This is a genomic window from Bacillus timonensis, from assembly GCF_004799755.1.
Lineage (GTDB): Bacteria > Bacillota > Bacilli > Bacillales > Bacillaceae_L > Ferdinandcohnia > Ferdinandcohnia timonensis_A.
In genome coordinates this window covers 163184-179323 of record NZ_SLUB01000002.1, presented here as the reverse complement: position 1 = coordinate 179323, position 16140 = coordinate 163184, and the positions used below count along the sequence as shown (strand labels likewise).

Sequence of the window (16140 nt, the reverse complement as noted above, 5' to 3'; positions counted from 1 at the left end):
GGAAGGCAGAGTCATGTACTAATCAAAACACCTATTTTTATTAGAAAATGGCATATGAGCCGTCTTTAATTCCGGTTAAGATAAGGACAATTAATACCAACACAAAAAAGTATAGAAATAAAATTTTCTTATACATTCTATTCTCGCTCCATCTAAAATAATATTTCCTTTACACAAAACACTATTTTACATGGTATTACAATGTTCTACAATGACAAAAGAAGGAAGTAGACAAATTTTCATAAAATCGACATGTAAAACGCGAAAAACCGCTAATTTTGCGCTTACCCGGGTAATATTTTTTAACTTTTCCGAAGTTTTCTACATATTCTTCCGATTCGCTTCTCAAAGTCGCTCTCTATTTTCGCATTTTTTGTCTTATTATCTGAAATCCTTGATTCTTTCCATCTCAAGTATCCACTATTTGCATAGTCCCATGCGGTTTCGAAATCTTTATCATGATGCTCATAATATTTCGCAAGCTCAATACTTGATACAATCGCATCCTGATCCTCCCCATTTTCATATACTTCCATGAATAGCCTCATTGCTTCTTCAAGCTTTTTCTCCTTTTTTGAAAGAAAAGCGAGGGCAAGCTTAGCCTTTGTTTCCTTTTCAGAATCTACATCAACTACTTGTTGATACAATTCCTGTGCTTTTCTGGTCTCCCCTAAAGCCTCAAGCCATCTTGCGACTTCGTATTTATCAGAGGTATACTTGTTTTTTTCATTCAAAATGACAGCACCTGATAAATGAATATATAAAGTCAATAAAGATAAAATATCGATTTCATTATGCCTCATGACGCCAAAGATTCCATCTGGGACCTGATTTTCCACAAAATCAAAATAAAGGATCGGTGCTAAATATCCCGGAACATCACCTTCACGTTTGATATCAAGAATTTCCTTTTCGACATTAGAAAGTCTTACAGAATCAAGTTTGTTTTTCCAAAGCCTTCTAGCTGCATGATACAAATCAAAATGTCCAAAATCGGGTAAGTTTGGCAGTGCATCCCGAATTAACGTATGCCTTGTTTTTACCTGTGGCCAGTCAAAAGATTTTCCATTATATGTCACTAGAGTTGTATAGTCAACACTTGAAAGGAAGCTTTGGTACAACGCAACCTCAGCTCCAGGATTGGGTAAAAAATGTTGAGTGAGAATAACTTTATCAGCCTGTACCCTTGCATGTCCTAATAAGAAGATTGTATTGCCTGTCCCCCCACCTAAACCTGTAGTTTCTGTGTCAAAGAAAAACAAATCAGATGGCTGATGCCCCTTTGCAGACAATGGATGCCTTATAGAAGATGAATTCCACATGTCGATCACATCGTTTAGTTTAGAGAATGAATATAAACCATGTTGATCATTCAATGGATATTCTACTTTACGAACCATGCAATATGTGTCATCAAAATAAAAAGGTTCGGCTCCGAATTCTTTCCATTTATCAAGAAAGGGAATTTCCCCCATCAAAACAGAAGATTCGACAATTTCCGATTTAGTTTTATCTTCTTTTACAATATGATTTTTTAGTCGGTTTAATTTCCCTTTAATCGACATAATGAAACCCCTCTACTATATTCCATACTTATTCTGTTTAAGTTTGGAAATTAAGGTTAGTGCGTCCATTTTGGCTCTTTCATGAATGACATCCGTCCCAATACAAGAGGGACAGCCAGTTTCACAGGCACATTTTCGGATTAATACTTCAGATTCAGTAAGCAGATTTTCCATTGCCTCATAGACTTTTTCACTTAAACCAATTCCACCTGGATAACGGTCGTATAAAAAGATTGTCGGCTGCTCATTGTGTACGGCTTTCACCTGTGGAACAACATGTAAATCAGACGGATCGCACATTGTCATAAGCGGAGCAACATGCCTTAACACATTCGCAACACCTATTAAGCCTTCTTCAATCCTCTCGTCACTATATCCTTCTAGCTCTGATTTTTTCAGGCTTATCCATGCTGAGGATGTATGAAGTTCCTCTTCTGGTAGATGAATCGGTCCTGATCCGATATTCTCATGTGTTTCAAATTTTATTTTTTTAAAAATTGTTGCCATCGCCTGGACGGATACATCTCCAAAACCAATTTCGATTGAGTCATTTGAACGTTCCTTATCAACCTCTAAAACCCGAAGATTAACTGCTAAGTTTGCATCTGTGAAATAGTCCACATCTACCTCTCTCACAAAAGCCTTCTTTTCTTCCCAATCTAGCATTTCAACTTGATATTGTACACCTTGGTGCAAGTATATAGCTTCCTCATGAAGTAAGGTCATTGCACTAAACCGATCCATTTCCCCGATCACTTTCACCGCCGCAACATCCGTCTGATCAATAATCACAACATTCTCTTGTGATGCTGAACGCAGGCTAATATTGTGGGCAGGAAAAGAATCATTCATCCAGTACCATTTATCCCCATTTTGATGCAGAACCCTCTCCTCAGTTAAAAACTCTAAAATATCTTCAAGATCAAGATCACCAAATGTATCTCCGGCCTTAAATGGCAATTCATAGGCTGCACACTTAATATGATCGATTAAAATCACAAGATTATTAGGGTTAATTCGAGCTGTTTCTGGATTTCTACTAAAAAAGTATTCTGGGTTTTGAATCATATATTGATCAAGTGGATTTGAGCTTGCGACCATAAAAATGACTGCTTCTCCTTGGCGTCGACCAGCACGACCTGCTTGCTGCCAAGCACTAGCAATCGTTCCAGGGTAGCCAGTCATAATACACACCTGAAGTTGTCCAATGTCAACACCTAGTTCAAGCGCATTTGTGCTAACTACCCCGTAAATATCACCATTCCGAAGACCCTGTTCGATTTCACGGCGTTGCTTTGGCAAATACCCCCCACGATAGCCACGGATTGCTTTCAGTCCGAGCTTATGTTTCACGAGTTCCTGCAAATACGTTAAGATTATTTCCACTCTCACCCGACTTCGCGCAAAGACTATCGTTTGGATTTTATTTTGTAAAAATTCACTAGCTAGTTTTCGTACTTCAAGTGTCGCACTTCTACGGATATTGAGGGGTTTATTGACGATTGGCGGATTGTAAAAAACAAAATGCTTTCTGCCCGTTGGTGCACCGTTATTTTGGATTAATTCCATCTTTGTACCGGTCAAATTTTCAGCGAGTTCCTGTGGATTTGCAATAGTCGCTGATGTACACATAAAAATTGGGCTGCTTCCATAAAATTCACATATTCGTTTCAAACGTCTAATAACATTGGCAACATGGCTACCGAAAACCCCGCGATATGTATGAAGCTCATCTATCACAACATATTTTAGATTTTCAAACAATGAGACCCATTTTGTATGATGAGGAAGAATAGCTGAATGCAACATGTCCGGGTTCGTAATGACAATATGTCCTGCTTTCCTTACCTTTTGACGTATATTTGCTGGTGTGTCCCCATCATATGTATAGCTGTTAATCGCTACTCCCATTTCCTCTATGATTTCATTCAGTTCACTTTTTTGATCCTGAGCTAAGGCTTTTGTCGGAAACAAATAGAGTGCACGTGCCTGATCATTTTCAACGATTGTTTGTAAAACAGGCAGATTGTAACAAAGGGTTTTACCGGACGCTGTCGGAGTCACAGCAACGAAATTCTTCCCACTTTGTGTTATTTCATAGGCGGAATGCTGATGGGTATATAACTGATGGATCCCCCTTTTATCTAACGCTTCTCGTAATCTATCATCAATAGATCCCGGTATGTCCTTCGTTTTGGCGGAGGTAGCCTCAATTGTATGCCAGTGAACAATATTTTTTGCGTATTGTGGGTTTTCTTTTATAAAATTCATTAATTCATGGATGTTTTTCCGAAACTTCATTAACCATCACCTCAAAATTTCTACCTTTATTGTACAGAATAAACGTTCGTTTTTGAAGTGATTTCACCTAAATATGCAGTTGGTATTTTTAGCATAAAAAAGCACACCATTAAAGGCATGCTAAAAGTTTTCATTACGTTCCACAAAAAGTTCGATATGGAGTATTTGATGGTTCTGGGATTTTTGCGTATTCCGCCTGCTCCTCAGAGTGCGCAAATGGGTCTTTTAATACTTCTAAAAGTTTTCCCATGACACTGTAATCACCTTCAAGAGCCCTCCCAAGTGCTTCTTCAACTCGATGATTTCTCGGTATGACTGCTGGATTCGAATTCATCATTAAAATTTTTATATCTTTTGCTGTTTCCTTCTGTCTTTTTTGTCTTTCCTTCCATTTTTGATGCCAATTATTAAATCTATCTGCGCTACAAATGGCAAGATCATCTATCTGATCGAAGGTTAAAGCGATAAACATATTTGTATAATCTGCTTGGCTCTGTTCCATCAACTCTAGGAATTCTTCAATTAGTTCATTATCCGCTTCCTCTTGATTGAATAAGCCAAGCTTTGCCCTCATTCCGTTGAGCCAATTTTCCCGATAAATTCCATTGTATTTCGTTATTTCTTTCTGTGCTAATTGAAGTGCCTCTTCCTCGTTTTCATGAAGTAAAGGTAATAAGCTTTCAGCAAAACGAGCAAGATTCCAACCACCGATATATGGTTGGTTTCCGTAGGCATAACGCCCTCCAGTGTCAATAGAGCTAAACACTGTTTTTGGATCATATGTATCGATAAATGCGCATGGTCCATAATCGATGGTTTCCCCGCTTATTGCCATATTATCTGTATTCATAACACCGTGTACAAACCCTACAAGCTGCCATTTCGCGATTAAGCCTGCTTGACGTTGAATCACCTCACGTAAAAGTGCAAGATAACGGTGTTCCTCATCCATAATATCAGGGTAATGACGTTCAATCGTATAATCCGCTAATTTCCGTAGTTCATCCATTTTTCCGAGTCCCGCAATAAATTGAAATGTGCCCACCCGAATATGGCTTGATGCAACACGAGTAAGGATTGCACCTGGTAAAACCGTTTCACGATAGATTGGCTCACCTGTTGTGACAACTGCCAAGCTTCTAGTGGTCGGAATTCTTAAACCATGCATAGCTTCACTTATGATATACTCACGCAACATTGGACCTATTGCAGCACGGCCGTCTCCACCACGTGAATATGGTGTACGACCTGCCCCTTTTAGCTGTATATCATAGCGTGCACCATCCGGTGTAATCTGTTCGCCGATCAACACAGCACGTCCGTCTCCTAGCATCGTAAAATGCCCAAATTGGTGACCAGCATAGGCCTGCGCAATAGGTGAAGAACCGTTAGGAGTTTGATTTCCCGCAAAGAATTCGACCCCTTCTTCCAACAAGCTCTGTACATCTAAACCTAGTGATTCAGCCAATTGTTTATTTAAGATAACGAGCTCCGGATCAGGCACCGGTGTTGGATTTGTCTTTGCAAATAATTCTGTTGGCAACTGTACGTAAGTGTTATCAAAGTTCCAACCTACTTCTCTGTTCGTAATCATAAACACCCCTTTTCACTTCATAGTATTACTGCATTCTTATAAAATACCAAAGAAAATTTGTAAATGTGTTAACTTGAGTTTCCAATTCTGTTTGTATAAACGATTGCTGAAACGGTTTTATTAAAGGCTGCAACACACTCTTGCGAATTCGGTCCCGCTGCAATTCTGACACAATCGTATCATAAAGATCTTGCTGGTCTGTTGTGAACGTGGCTTCCATCTCTAAATTCTTTGCTAAATCTAAAAGCTCTTCAAGTGAAAGCACTTTTCGATCAATTCTAGCTTGTAGAAAATGGAGGGAAGATGGATCAAGCAAGGAACTCCCCTTTTCTCTCATAATTGGAATAATTGCTTCTAAATACGTTAACACAACCTCGACTATGCGATGAATCGATTGTTCACTATTCGTTACTTTGATTGTAAATATGATATAATGCATCATTCCGTAAAAGAGAATAGAAAGTTCAAACCCATATTCCCTTACTTCTTCGCCATAGACTTCCACAAATCGTCCCGCTAACCATTCCAATTCATGAATGCGATGATGCATCACCATTTTTTTAAGTTCAACTTCATTTGAATTTAATATCGATTCAAATATAGTATTAAGATTACGTTCCTTATTTAATTCAGTCAGTATCGAAATTTGATCAATTAATACGGTTCGATCTGTCTCGTCTTTTCCAACCTGCATCTCCATTCGAATTTGGCTAGCATCGTAACGGAGCCCTTCTAATATTTCAGCAATACAATCATTTTTATTCGAGAAATAATTGTAAAAAGTACCTTTTGAGATATTTGCATGTTCAATAATATCCTGTATGGAAGTTTGTTGAAATCCTTTTTCAACAAATAACTTCAATGCAACATCCGCTACACGTCTCCTACGCTTATTCATACGCCCTCCACTAATTTCCTTCTTATTCCATGTAACAATTTATTTTTTTTACAAGAATATTATACCTTAAGTATAAATATATTGCACAAATTGAACTTGTGGTATAAAATCATTCAAGTAATAATTTAACGAATGAATTGAGGGGATACATTAATGGATTCAATAATACAAGAAAAAAAGCCTCCATATCTAATGTTAGCAATACTTTTTGTAGGGGCATTTGTTTCGTTTTTAAATAACTCATTATTAAATGTTGCGTTACCATCTATTATGATTGATTTGAATATCGAAAATTACTCAACTGTTCAATGGCTTGCAACGGGCTATATGCTTGTAAGTGGTGTGTTAATTCCTGCTTCGGCGTTTCTAATTACAAGGTTCTCAAACCGAAGCCTATTTATTACATCCATGCTAATTTTCACAATTGGTACTGCCATGGCTGCATTTGCTCCAAACTTTGGAGTATTAATTGCAGGACGGATGGTTCAAGCGGCAGGTTCTTCTGTGATGGGACCATTGTTGATGAACATTATGCTCGTGAGTTTCCCGCTAGAAAAACGTGGAACTGCAATGGGTGTTTTCGGATTGGTTATGATTACGGCACCAGCTATTGGTCCAAGTTTATCAGGCTATATTGTAGAGCATTATGACTGGCGCGTTTTATTTGAAATGATTTTACCTCTTGCAGTGATTAGTTTAGTTCTCGCAATTTGGAAATCAAGAAACGTGATGGAAATTAATAAAAATGCAACAATTGACTACCTTTCCGTAATCCTATCAACACTTGGATTTGGCGGTTTATTATACGGATTCAGTTCTGTAAGCAATGACGGATGGACGGATCCCCTTGTATTGACATCATTAATTATTGGTGGCATTACACTCATCTTATTTATTTTACGTCAATTAAAATTAGATAAACCTATACTCGATTTAAGAGCATATAAATACCCTATGTTTACACTAGCCTCTGTAATTGCCATTGTAAACGCAGTGGCGATGTTCTCTGGAATGATTCTAACTCCTGCTTATGTGCAAAGTGTTCGTGGAATATCGCCATTTGAATCTGGACTAATGATGCTTCCGGGTGCCATTGTTATGGGGATTATGTCACCGATAACTGGTAAATTATTCGATAAATTCGGTCCCCGTCTACTATCAATTTGTGGACTTATCATTACAGGAATCTCGACCTATTTATTAACACAATTACAGATCGATTCTTCATACACCTACATCATTACAGCATACACCCTTCGTATGTTTGGAATGTCAATGGTCATGATGCCGATTATGACAAACGGATTAAATCAACTTCCAGCACATCTATATCCACATGGGACAGCGATCAATAATACTGCTCAACAAGTTTCTGGTTCGATCGGAACCGCCGTTTTAGTAACAATCATGAATAGTGTCGCTAAAACTGAAGGAGAAAGTTTAGTCGCAAATATGGACCCAACTACAATAACTGAAACGACACAAGTTCTTATTGGCAAACAAGCTTTACTTGCGGGCATTAATTATTCCTTCCTTGTTGCTCTAGGTATCAATATTGTTGCCTTAATTTTATCTTTTTTTATTAAACGAGTAGATGTACGTGGAAAAGGAATGCCAATGCTTGAAAAATCAGCTCCAGTTAAGACTGCTACAAATTAATAGTACGCCCCCTGACATCTTGCTCAGGGGGTTTTTCATTTCCTTTTAACAATAAAAAAACAGATCCTATATTAGAATCTGTTTTGAACGGTTTATATTTGGTTCATTACATTTTTTGAACATTAGCCGCTTGTGGTCCTCTGCTACCTTCTTCGATATCAAAAGTAACTTCTTGACCTTCTTCTAACGTTTTGAACCCTTCGCCTTGGATTGCTGAAAAGTGTACGAACACATCGTCTCCACCTTCAACTTCGATAAATCCAAAACCTTTTTCACTGTTAAACCATTTTACTTTTCCTTGTGCCATTATGCTTCCTCCTATGTAATGCAACAAAAGTTTGTTGCAAGGTATTGCATGAATTATTATGTCCATAGAAAAAACTTTTTATAACCAAAAAGTTGATTCTATTTTTCAAAAAAAATTTTGTGGAGGAAAACAACGTGTTGTCTTATGCTAAAGAGCTTTTATTATGGTTATTCACAACCTGTAATAATCTTGTATTTGTCTCCATTTCTGATCCACACAATGGGCAGTTTGGTTCTGTAGTACTCTTAAAATTATCTCGTACCCATCCATTACATTCCTCAGATGTGCATTCCCACACCTTCGTTTCTTCAGTAACAATTTCTTCGACTGGTCTTCTTCCAAAAGCCATTCAAATCATCTCCTTTGTTTTGGTCGGCACGAAACGTTACAAAAACCATTACAGCTATAATAAAAAAACTTATTATAAAAAGTAGTTCTAAGAGCGCAAATAAAGCGCTAGGTTTCCCTGAGAAACTCCTTATAATAAGTATTATTATTAATTTATCTCTATTAATTAAATATTATACCACTTTCTGCCTATATTTGTAAAACTGCCGTATTATACATCATATAGATGGCACGCTGTGAAGTGAGACGGCTTTACTTCCTTCCACTTTGGAATTTCAATTGCACATCGTTCCATTGCATATTTACATCTTGTTCGAAACACACAACCTGATGGTGGAGATAACGGAGTAGGTACCTCCCCTTCAAGTACAATTCGCTCTCGTTTCACGGTTGGGTCTGGGATTGGAACCGCGGACAATAGAGCTTTTGTGTACGGGTGCAGTGGTTCATCATACAGAGACCCGCTATCTGAGAGTTCGACCATGTTACCTAAATACATCACAAGGATTCGATCTGATATATATTTAACCATTGATAAATCATGGGCAATAAATAAATAGGTTAAATCCATTTTTTCCTGTAAACTCTTTAACAGATTAACAATTTGAGCCTGAATCGACACATCTAAAGCTGAGATTGGTTCATCACAAACTATAAATTTTGGGTGAACCGCCAATGCTCTCGCAATCCCTATGCGTTGCCTTTGTCCCCCGCTAAATTCGTGCGGGAATCGATTGGCATGCTCTGGGCGAAGGCCAACTAATTCTAAAAGTTCATGGACCCGTTCTTTTCTTTTTTTACCTTTTGCGAGATGGTGAATATCAAGTGGCTCTCCAATAATATCTTCAATTTTCATCCTTGGATTTAATGAAGCATATGGATCTTGGAAAATAATTTGCATATCCTTGCGTAGTTCCTTCATTTGCCTTTGATTAAACTCATAAATATTTTCCCCTTCAAAAAGGACCTCACCGGCTGTAGGCTCAAGTAAGCGAATGATTGTTTTTCCTGCAGTTGATTTTCCACAGCCACTTTCACCTACCAATCCAACGGTTTCCCCTTTGTTAATAATTAAATTTAAATCATCAACCGCCTTTAGTGGCTTCTTTTGGATGGGAAAGTATTTCTTCACATTTTTCACTTCGATTAACTTTTGAGTTTTTACAGCCACTTTTTAACCTCCTCCTTAGACAAATTGCTTACGATTTTTAGCCATCGGATGCTTTAACCAACATGAGCTGTATTGGGTTGGGCTAACTGCCTCAAATTCCGGTTTATGTTCTGCACAAATTTTCATTGCCATTTCACATCTTGGATAAAATGAGCATCCCTTTGGCGGGTCAAGTAAATCTGGAGGGGTACCAGTAATGGTTGAGAGTTTTTCATGTTTATCCATATCTAGACGTGGGATAGATTTTAACAATCCCTTTGTATACGGATGAGTCGGTTTAGAGAAGATTTCTTCAACACTACCTGTTTCCACGATCTCACCTGCATACATCACAACAACCTTACTACACATTTCTGCTACAACACCTAGGTCATGGGTAATTAAAATGATGGAAGTATCTGTTTTTTGCTGAAGTTCCTTCATTAGTTGCAATATTTGAGCCTGAATGGTTACATCCAATGCAGTAGTTGGTTCATCTGCTATTAAAAGTCTCGGCCTGCAGGCGAGGGCAATTGCAATCATAACTCGCTGCCTCATTCCACCAGAAAATTCATGCGGATATTGATGGATGCGCTTTTCAGGCTGTGAAATCCCTACCAATTCAAGCATTTTAATAGCATGCTCAAGTGCTTCCTTTTTGGAAATCCTTCTATGCCGGATAATGCCTTCCGCAATTTGAATTCCAATTTTTGTAGTAGGGTTCAACGATGTCATCGGATCCTGAAAAATCATCCCTACCTCATTTCCTCTTATTTTTCCCATCGCTTTTTCTGATTTGAGAACAATATTTTCTCCATTTAACAGGATCGAGCCTTTTTCAATTTTTGCTTGTGGAGATGGAAGAAGTCGCATGATGGCTTTGGCTGTCACACTTTTCCCACAGCCTGATTCCCCAACAATGGCGATTGCTTCCCCCTTTTCCACTGAAAAGGAAACCCCTCTAACCGCTTTAACCTTCCCCGCACTTGTATCAAATGAAACATTCAAATCATTGATTTCTAATATATTTTCCATCTACTTTTCCCCCCTATCTATTTCCGCAATTTTGGATCGAGTGCATCTCTTAATCCATCGCCAAACACATTAAAAGCAAACATTGTCAGCGAGATGAGAAACGCTGGGAAAAATAATTGATAGAAATTCCCAATTAATATACTTCCTAATGCATCATTTGCCATTGTTCCCCAACTTGCTTGTGGAGCCGGAATCCCAAGACCTAAAAAGCTAAGTGTCGCTTCTGCAAAAATCGCAGTTGGAACGGTTAATGTCACGTTAACTAAAATCGGTCCCATCGTGTTTGGTATCATATGCCTACGTAATATCCACGAGGTTTTTGCACCCATTGCATTTGCAGCTTGAACATATTCATATTCCTTGAGCTGAAGTACCTGTCCGCGTACTAGTCTCGCCATCGGTATCCAACCGGTTATTGACATTGCTATAATTATCGCCCATATACCTCTTTCAAGTACGATCATCACTAAAATAACCATTAATAAGTATGGAATGGCATAGAGCACTTCCGCAATTCTCATCATGATATTATCGGTTCTGCCTCCACGTATACCGGAAATACCTCCGTAAATTATCCCTGCTACAAAATCAATGAGAGCTGCCATTAGCCCAATAAATAACGAAATCCTAGCACCATACCATGCACGTGTAAACAAATCTCTACCAGAAGCATCCGTTCCAAACCAATGCTCTGCATTCGGACGGAGATTCTTCTTTGTAAAATCCTGCTCATAATACGTGTATCCGTTTAAATGAGGTCCGATAATCGCCAAGATTCCAATAATGATAATGATGATGAGCCCAAGCATCGCTAATTTATTTTCCTTTAGACGATTCCATACATCCCTCCAATAGGAAATGCTAGGTCTAGCAATTTTTTCTGCATCCGCATGTTTCTGCTCAACTGGTGCAAACATGTCTTCTGTAAGATTTGGTTGATTTTTCATTTACTCTCCCCCGTTACTTTAATTCTTGGATCAATCCACGTATAGGCGATGTCAACAATGAGAATAAAAAGAATGAGGATAGCAGAATAAAAAATCGTCGAACCGAGAATGACTGGATAATCTCGATTAAAAATACTTGTCACAAACATTTCTCCCATACCTGGGATACCAAAGATTTTTTCAATTATAAAGCTTCCTGTTACAATATTGGCTATTAGGATTCCAACAATCGTTACAACAGGCAAGATTGCATTTCGAATCGCATGCTTCAAAATAATGGCACCTTTTTTTAGTCCCTTCGCTTTTGCAGTTAAAATATAGTCCTGGCCCATCACCTCTAGCATGCTTGACCTCATTAACCTCGCAATGAAGGCCATTGGCATCATCGCTAGTGACAGAGTCGGCAGTACAGTATGTGACCAAGATTTCCAGGTTGCAACTGGGAACCAACGTAATTCAACGGCTAAGTAATTAATGAGAAAGGTTGCCAGAATAAAATTTGGTACGGAAATCCCTATAATTGCTAGAATCATAGAGGAGTAATCAGGCCACCTATTACGATAGAGTGCCGCAATAATTCCAAAAAGCAATCCTAGTGGAATTGCAATCAATAAGGCTTGTGTTCCTAAATGCAAGGAAACAGGGAAGCCATGAACGATCAAGTCATTCACTGTTAGTGTTGAGGATTTGTATGAAGGCCCAAAATCAAACTGTAAAATAGAAAGTAAATAAAGACCATATTGTACAAGTAAAGGTTTGTCCAAATTATAATAGCTTTGAAGATTATTATAGACCGCCTCTGGCATTGTACCTTCTTGGGCAAATGGGTTTCCTGGAATACTATGCATTAAGATGAATGTTAGTGTGATAATCACCCAAAGGGTTACAACTGCAAGAACTATCCGTTTACCAATATATTTAAGCATGTTATCCCCCTTATTTAATGGATCGTCAACTACAAACAGCCATGTCCGATGGCAAAGGTAGTCGTCAGCACATCATATGCAAGTAAAAATCGGGTATGCTGGATTCCAGCATACCTCGATTTTCTTGATACCTAGTTTTTGATATCTGCATAAATGAACTGTGGATAACTATTGATTGGTGTGAAGATGCCTGTTACATGTGGTTTTACGGTAAATGGTTTTGTATAGAAATAAACTGGGACAACCGGCATTTCATCCATTAAGATTTTTTCTGCATCATGCATGGCTTTCATTCGTTCTTCTTGATTCATTGTTGTTTTCGCTAAGTTAACTAACTTATCGTATTCCGCGTTGCTCCAGTTTGCATCATTATAAGGTCCATCTGTCACCCATAGATCCATGAATGTCATAGGATCTACATAGTCACCAACCCAACCCGCTCTGGAAATTTCATAATCTCCTGCTTTTTCCCGATCGAGCTTAACTTGGAATTCAACGTTTTCTAATGTAATGTCAACACCAAGATTTTTACGCCACATTTCCTGAACAGCCTCAGCTATCATCTTATGTCCTTCTGACGTGTTGTAAGTCAGTGTTACAGCAGGAAACTTATCAAGACCTTCTTCGGCTAGTCCCTCTTCCATAAGCTTTTTCGCTTCTTCAATATTTGCTTCGAATAGTTTTCCTGTATTTTCTTGGTAATCACCTGAAACATCAGGGATTCCTGGCGGTACAATCGAATATGCCGCTTTTTGACCACCTTGAGCCACATGCTCCACAATCGTTTCACGGTCAATCGCCATTGATAATGCCTTTCGAATCTTTACATTAGTAAATGGCTTCTTCTCTGTGTTTAGATTATAGTAATACACGGCAAGATCCGTTCCAATTTCAAACTCAGGGTTGTTCTGATCCTTTAATTGACCAATGACATCCTGTGGTAATGGATATACTAAATCCAATTCATCCGATTGGTACATTTGCCATGCTGTATTCTCATCATCAATAATGACAAAATGAACTTCATCTAAATTGATTTTGTCTTTATCATAATAGTTTTCGTTCTTTGCGAGTTTCATGCTTTCTTTATGCTTCCACTCAGTCAATTTGAAAGCACCATTTGATACATACGTGTCTGCTTCCTGATACCATTCTGGATTTGCTTCCTGAACAGACTTATTAATTGGATAATACGTATAGAATGATGTTAAATCTAAGAAATAAGGAGTTGGTTGCGCTAGCTTCACTTCTAATGTTGTATCATCTACTGCTTTTACACCTACCGCTGCTTCAAGTGCAGCTAAATCCGCACCATCTTCTGCAGAGTTGTACGCTTCTCCACCCTCTAAATAATAGAGTTGATATGCATATGTAGATGCAGTTTCTGGGTTTAGTGCGTATTTCCAAGCATATTCGAAATCATGTGCTGTAACAGGGTCACCATTCGACCATTTTGCATCACTACGAAGCTTGAAAGTCCATGTGAGTCCATCTTCACTTGGCTCCCATGATTCTGCCATTCCAGCTACAATTTCTCCTTCAGGCGTCTTTTTTGTTAAACCTTCAAAAGCATGCTCAAGAATCCAAGAATCATGTGTTCCTTGTGCTGTGCCAGGATGTAAGGAACCAGGCTCTTCATTATTATTTAGGCGAAGAATCTTTGGTCCAGATGCTTCTTGATCATTTTCTTTTCCTTCCTCACTAGGAGTAGTAGGCTTTTCTGGTTCATCTGTTGTCGATTCACCACTAAAACAACCAGATAAAGCTAAAAAGATAGAAAGCAATAAGACCAATCCAACTGAAAGCTTCCTTTTCAAACAATTGACCCCCTATACTATTTTTTGAAACCATTTTGATTTCTACATTAAATCTATAAATAAAAACGAGAAAATATTACATATGAAGTAAATTTCTTTTGTATTTAAGTGATAAGTACTAGTTTTTCTTTCATACTTTAATACAACGACCTTTTAGCCTGGTAAATTCTCTCGTCTGAAATCTGGTAATACTTTACCTGTAATCTAGTAGTTTGGTACACTTAACGTAATAGTGAAAACATGGAGTGAATGCAAATGAATCGGATTGAAATAACGGAGGTTTTACGAACGGTACCACTTTTCAAAGAATTAACGAGCAATGAATTAAATGAGATGGTGAACATTGCTCAATATCGTCAATATAAAAAAGGTACACATGTTTTTATGCAGGATGATCCTTTAGAGAATGTTTATTTTATCTATAAAGGAAAAGTCAAAATATATAAAAATGATATAAATGGGAAGGAACAAATTGTAACAGTCCAAAAAGATGGAGATATGTTCCCCCATGTTGGTTTTTTCCGAAAAGGAAATTATCCAGCTTATGCTCTGGTAATGGAGGATACACAAGCAGTGGTTATTTCCATTTCTCATTTTGAGAATGTTCTTCTACAGCATCCACAGGTTAGTATCAAGCTTTTCCGGGTTATGGGTGAGAAAATTGTAGACCTCCAAAATCGTTTGGAGGCACAAATTTTAAATAATACATATGAACAAATTATTAAATTAATCATTCGCCTTTGTAATACAGATGGAAAAGGGCTCTCAGATGGCAGGATCATGATGACCACACAATTCACCAATAAAGATTTAGCAAATATGATTGGAACCACACGTGAAACCGTCAGCAGAACCTTAACAAAATTAAAGAAGAAAGAGATTGTCGAAATTGATGAAAAAGGGAATATCATTGTTGATCCAGAAACCTTAGAGAATGAATTATTCTCATAAGACAGAACTGAGCCCAATATAAGCTCAGTTCTTTTTTCATGCCTAAAACAAAAACATTTTCAATGGAATTGAATATAGTGTGAGTAGATTAAGCGTCTAGGGAGGAGAAAAGCGTGAAAGACGAAAAGTCAGATAAACCAATCCGAAAATATGATCATGAGTCATTCGGTCCACTGATGAAATCAATGAATGAATTCTTTAGCCAACAACCTATTAAACGTCTATTAGATACCATTGATGATTTCTTTGAAAGGCCGTTTCCCTTTGCATCCATACCCGTGGAAATGTACGAAACAGATACAGAACTTATTATTTCAGCAGAGATACCTGGGATTAAAAAAGAACAAATCGACATCGAATATTCAGAAAGATATGTGACAATCACTGTCAATCATGTTGAGGAATTGGAGGAAAGCAACGAAAAAAAACAATATTATGTTAAAAAGCATTCATATAATAAAGCAAGTCGCACTGTCGCATTACCATATCCGATTCATACAAATAATTTAAATGCTTCGTATGTAAATGGTGTCCTCAAAATTCGTATTCCAAAACAAAGAAGACGTAAAATTATGATTGATGAGAGCATGTAAAATAACATGCTCTTTTTTACATACTTTCGATAGAAGATTAGCATCATAT

The 16140-nt window shown here is 37.8% G+C and carries 14 protein-coding genes; 3 read left to right on the top strand and 11 right to left on the bottom strand.

The window, feature by feature from the left end:
- Positions 1–302: 302 nt before the first annotated feature.
- From E1I69_RS02175 to E1I69_RS02160, 4 genes are all read right to left on the bottom strand, one after another.
- The gene (locus E1I69_RS02175) at positions 303–1565 is read right to left on the bottom strand and encodes a ribonuclease H-like domain-containing protein (RefSeq protein ID WP_136377996.1); all 1263 of its coding nucleotides are present in this window, start codon (positions 1563–1565) and stop codon (positions 303–305) included.
- A 15-nt stretch (positions 1566–1580) separates the two neighbouring features.
- Positions 1581–3866, bottom strand: coding sequence for a DEAD/DEAH box helicase (locus tag E1I69_RS02170; RefSeq protein ID WP_136377995.1), 2286 nt, complete (start codon positions 3864–3866; stop codon positions 1581–1583).
- Positions 3867–3999: 133 nt separating this feature from the next.
- On the bottom strand, positions 4000–5460 hold the full coding sequence (locus tag E1I69_RS02165) for a protein adenylyltransferase SelO (RefSeq protein ID WP_207308493.1): 1461 nt from the start codon (positions 5458–5460) through the stop codon (positions 4000–4002).
- A gap of 25 nt (positions 5461–5485) precedes the next feature.
- On the bottom strand, positions 5486–6358 hold the full coding sequence (locus E1I69_RS02160) for a TetR/AcrR family transcriptional regulator (protein ID WP_136377994.1): 873 nt from the start codon (positions 6356–6358) through the stop codon (positions 5486–5488).
- 153 nt (positions 6359–6511) lie between these two features.
- On the opposite strand from E1I69_RS02160, the gene E1I69_RS02155 reads away from it, so the two are divergent.
- On the top strand, positions 6512–8017 hold the full coding sequence (locus tag E1I69_RS02155; protein WP_136377993.1) for an MDR family MFS transporter: 1506 nt from the start codon (positions 6512–6514) through the stop codon (positions 8015–8017).
- A gap of 106 nt (positions 8018–8123) precedes the next feature.
- Here E1I69_RS02155 and E1I69_RS02150 read toward each other — a convergent pair whose 3' ends face one another.
- From E1I69_RS02150 to E1I69_RS02120, 7 genes are all read right to left on the bottom strand, one after another.
- Positions 8124–8324 (bottom strand): cold-shock protein, encoded by a 201-nt coding sequence (locus E1I69_RS02150; RefSeq protein WP_136377992.1) that lies wholly within the window; start codon positions 8322–8324, stop codon positions 8124–8126.
- Between the two features lie 142 nt (positions 8325–8466).
- Positions 8467–8673 (bottom strand): cold-shock protein, encoded by a 207-nt coding sequence (locus E1I69_RS02145; protein WP_136377991.1) that lies wholly within the window; start codon positions 8671–8673, stop codon positions 8467–8469.
- Positions 8674–8883: 210 nt separating this feature from the next.
- Positions 8884–9843: an ABC transporter ATP-binding protein gene (locus E1I69_RS02140; protein WP_136377990.1), complete on the bottom strand. Its 960-nt coding sequence runs from the start codon at positions 9841–9843 to the stop codon at positions 8884–8886.
- A gap of 15 nt (positions 9844–9858) precedes the next feature.
- Complete coding sequence (locus E1I69_RS02135; protein ID WP_136377989.1) at positions 9859–10857, bottom strand: ABC transporter ATP-binding protein; 999 nt, start codon at positions 10855–10857, stop codon at positions 9859–9861.
- Between the two features lie 17 nt (positions 10858–10874).
- Positions 10875–11804, bottom strand: coding sequence for an ABC transporter permease (locus E1I69_RS02130; RefSeq protein WP_136377988.1), 930 nt, complete (start codon positions 11802–11804; stop codon positions 10875–10877).
- Positions 11801–12730 (bottom strand): ABC transporter permease, encoded by a 930-nt coding sequence (locus E1I69_RS02125; RefSeq protein ID WP_136377987.1) that lies wholly within the window; start codon positions 12728–12730, stop codon positions 11801–11803. The genes E1I69_RS02130 and E1I69_RS02125 overlap by 4 nt, the downstream gene beginning before the upstream one ends.
- Before the next feature lie 131 nt (positions 12731–12861).
- Positions 12862–14547 carry a peptide ABC transporter substrate-binding protein gene (locus E1I69_RS02120; RefSeq protein WP_136377986.1) on the bottom strand — a complete coding sequence of 562 codons (1686 nt, stop codon included), beginning with the start codon at positions 14545–14547 and terminating at the stop codon, positions 12862–12864.
- 255 nt (positions 14548–14802) lie between these two features.
- Between E1I69_RS02120 and E1I69_RS02115 the strand changes: the two genes are divergently transcribed.
- A complete protein-coding gene (locus E1I69_RS02115; protein WP_136377985.1) occupies positions 14803–15498 on the top strand; it encodes a Crp/Fnr family transcriptional regulator in 696 nt (231 codons plus the stop codon).
- A 113-nt stretch (positions 15499–15611) separates the two neighbouring features.
- Positions 15612–16091, top strand: a complete 480-nt coding sequence (locus tag E1I69_RS02110) for an Hsp20/alpha crystallin family protein (protein WP_136377984.1) — start codon at positions 15612–15614, stop codon at positions 16089–16091.
- Positions 16092–16140: the final 49 nt, after the last annotated feature.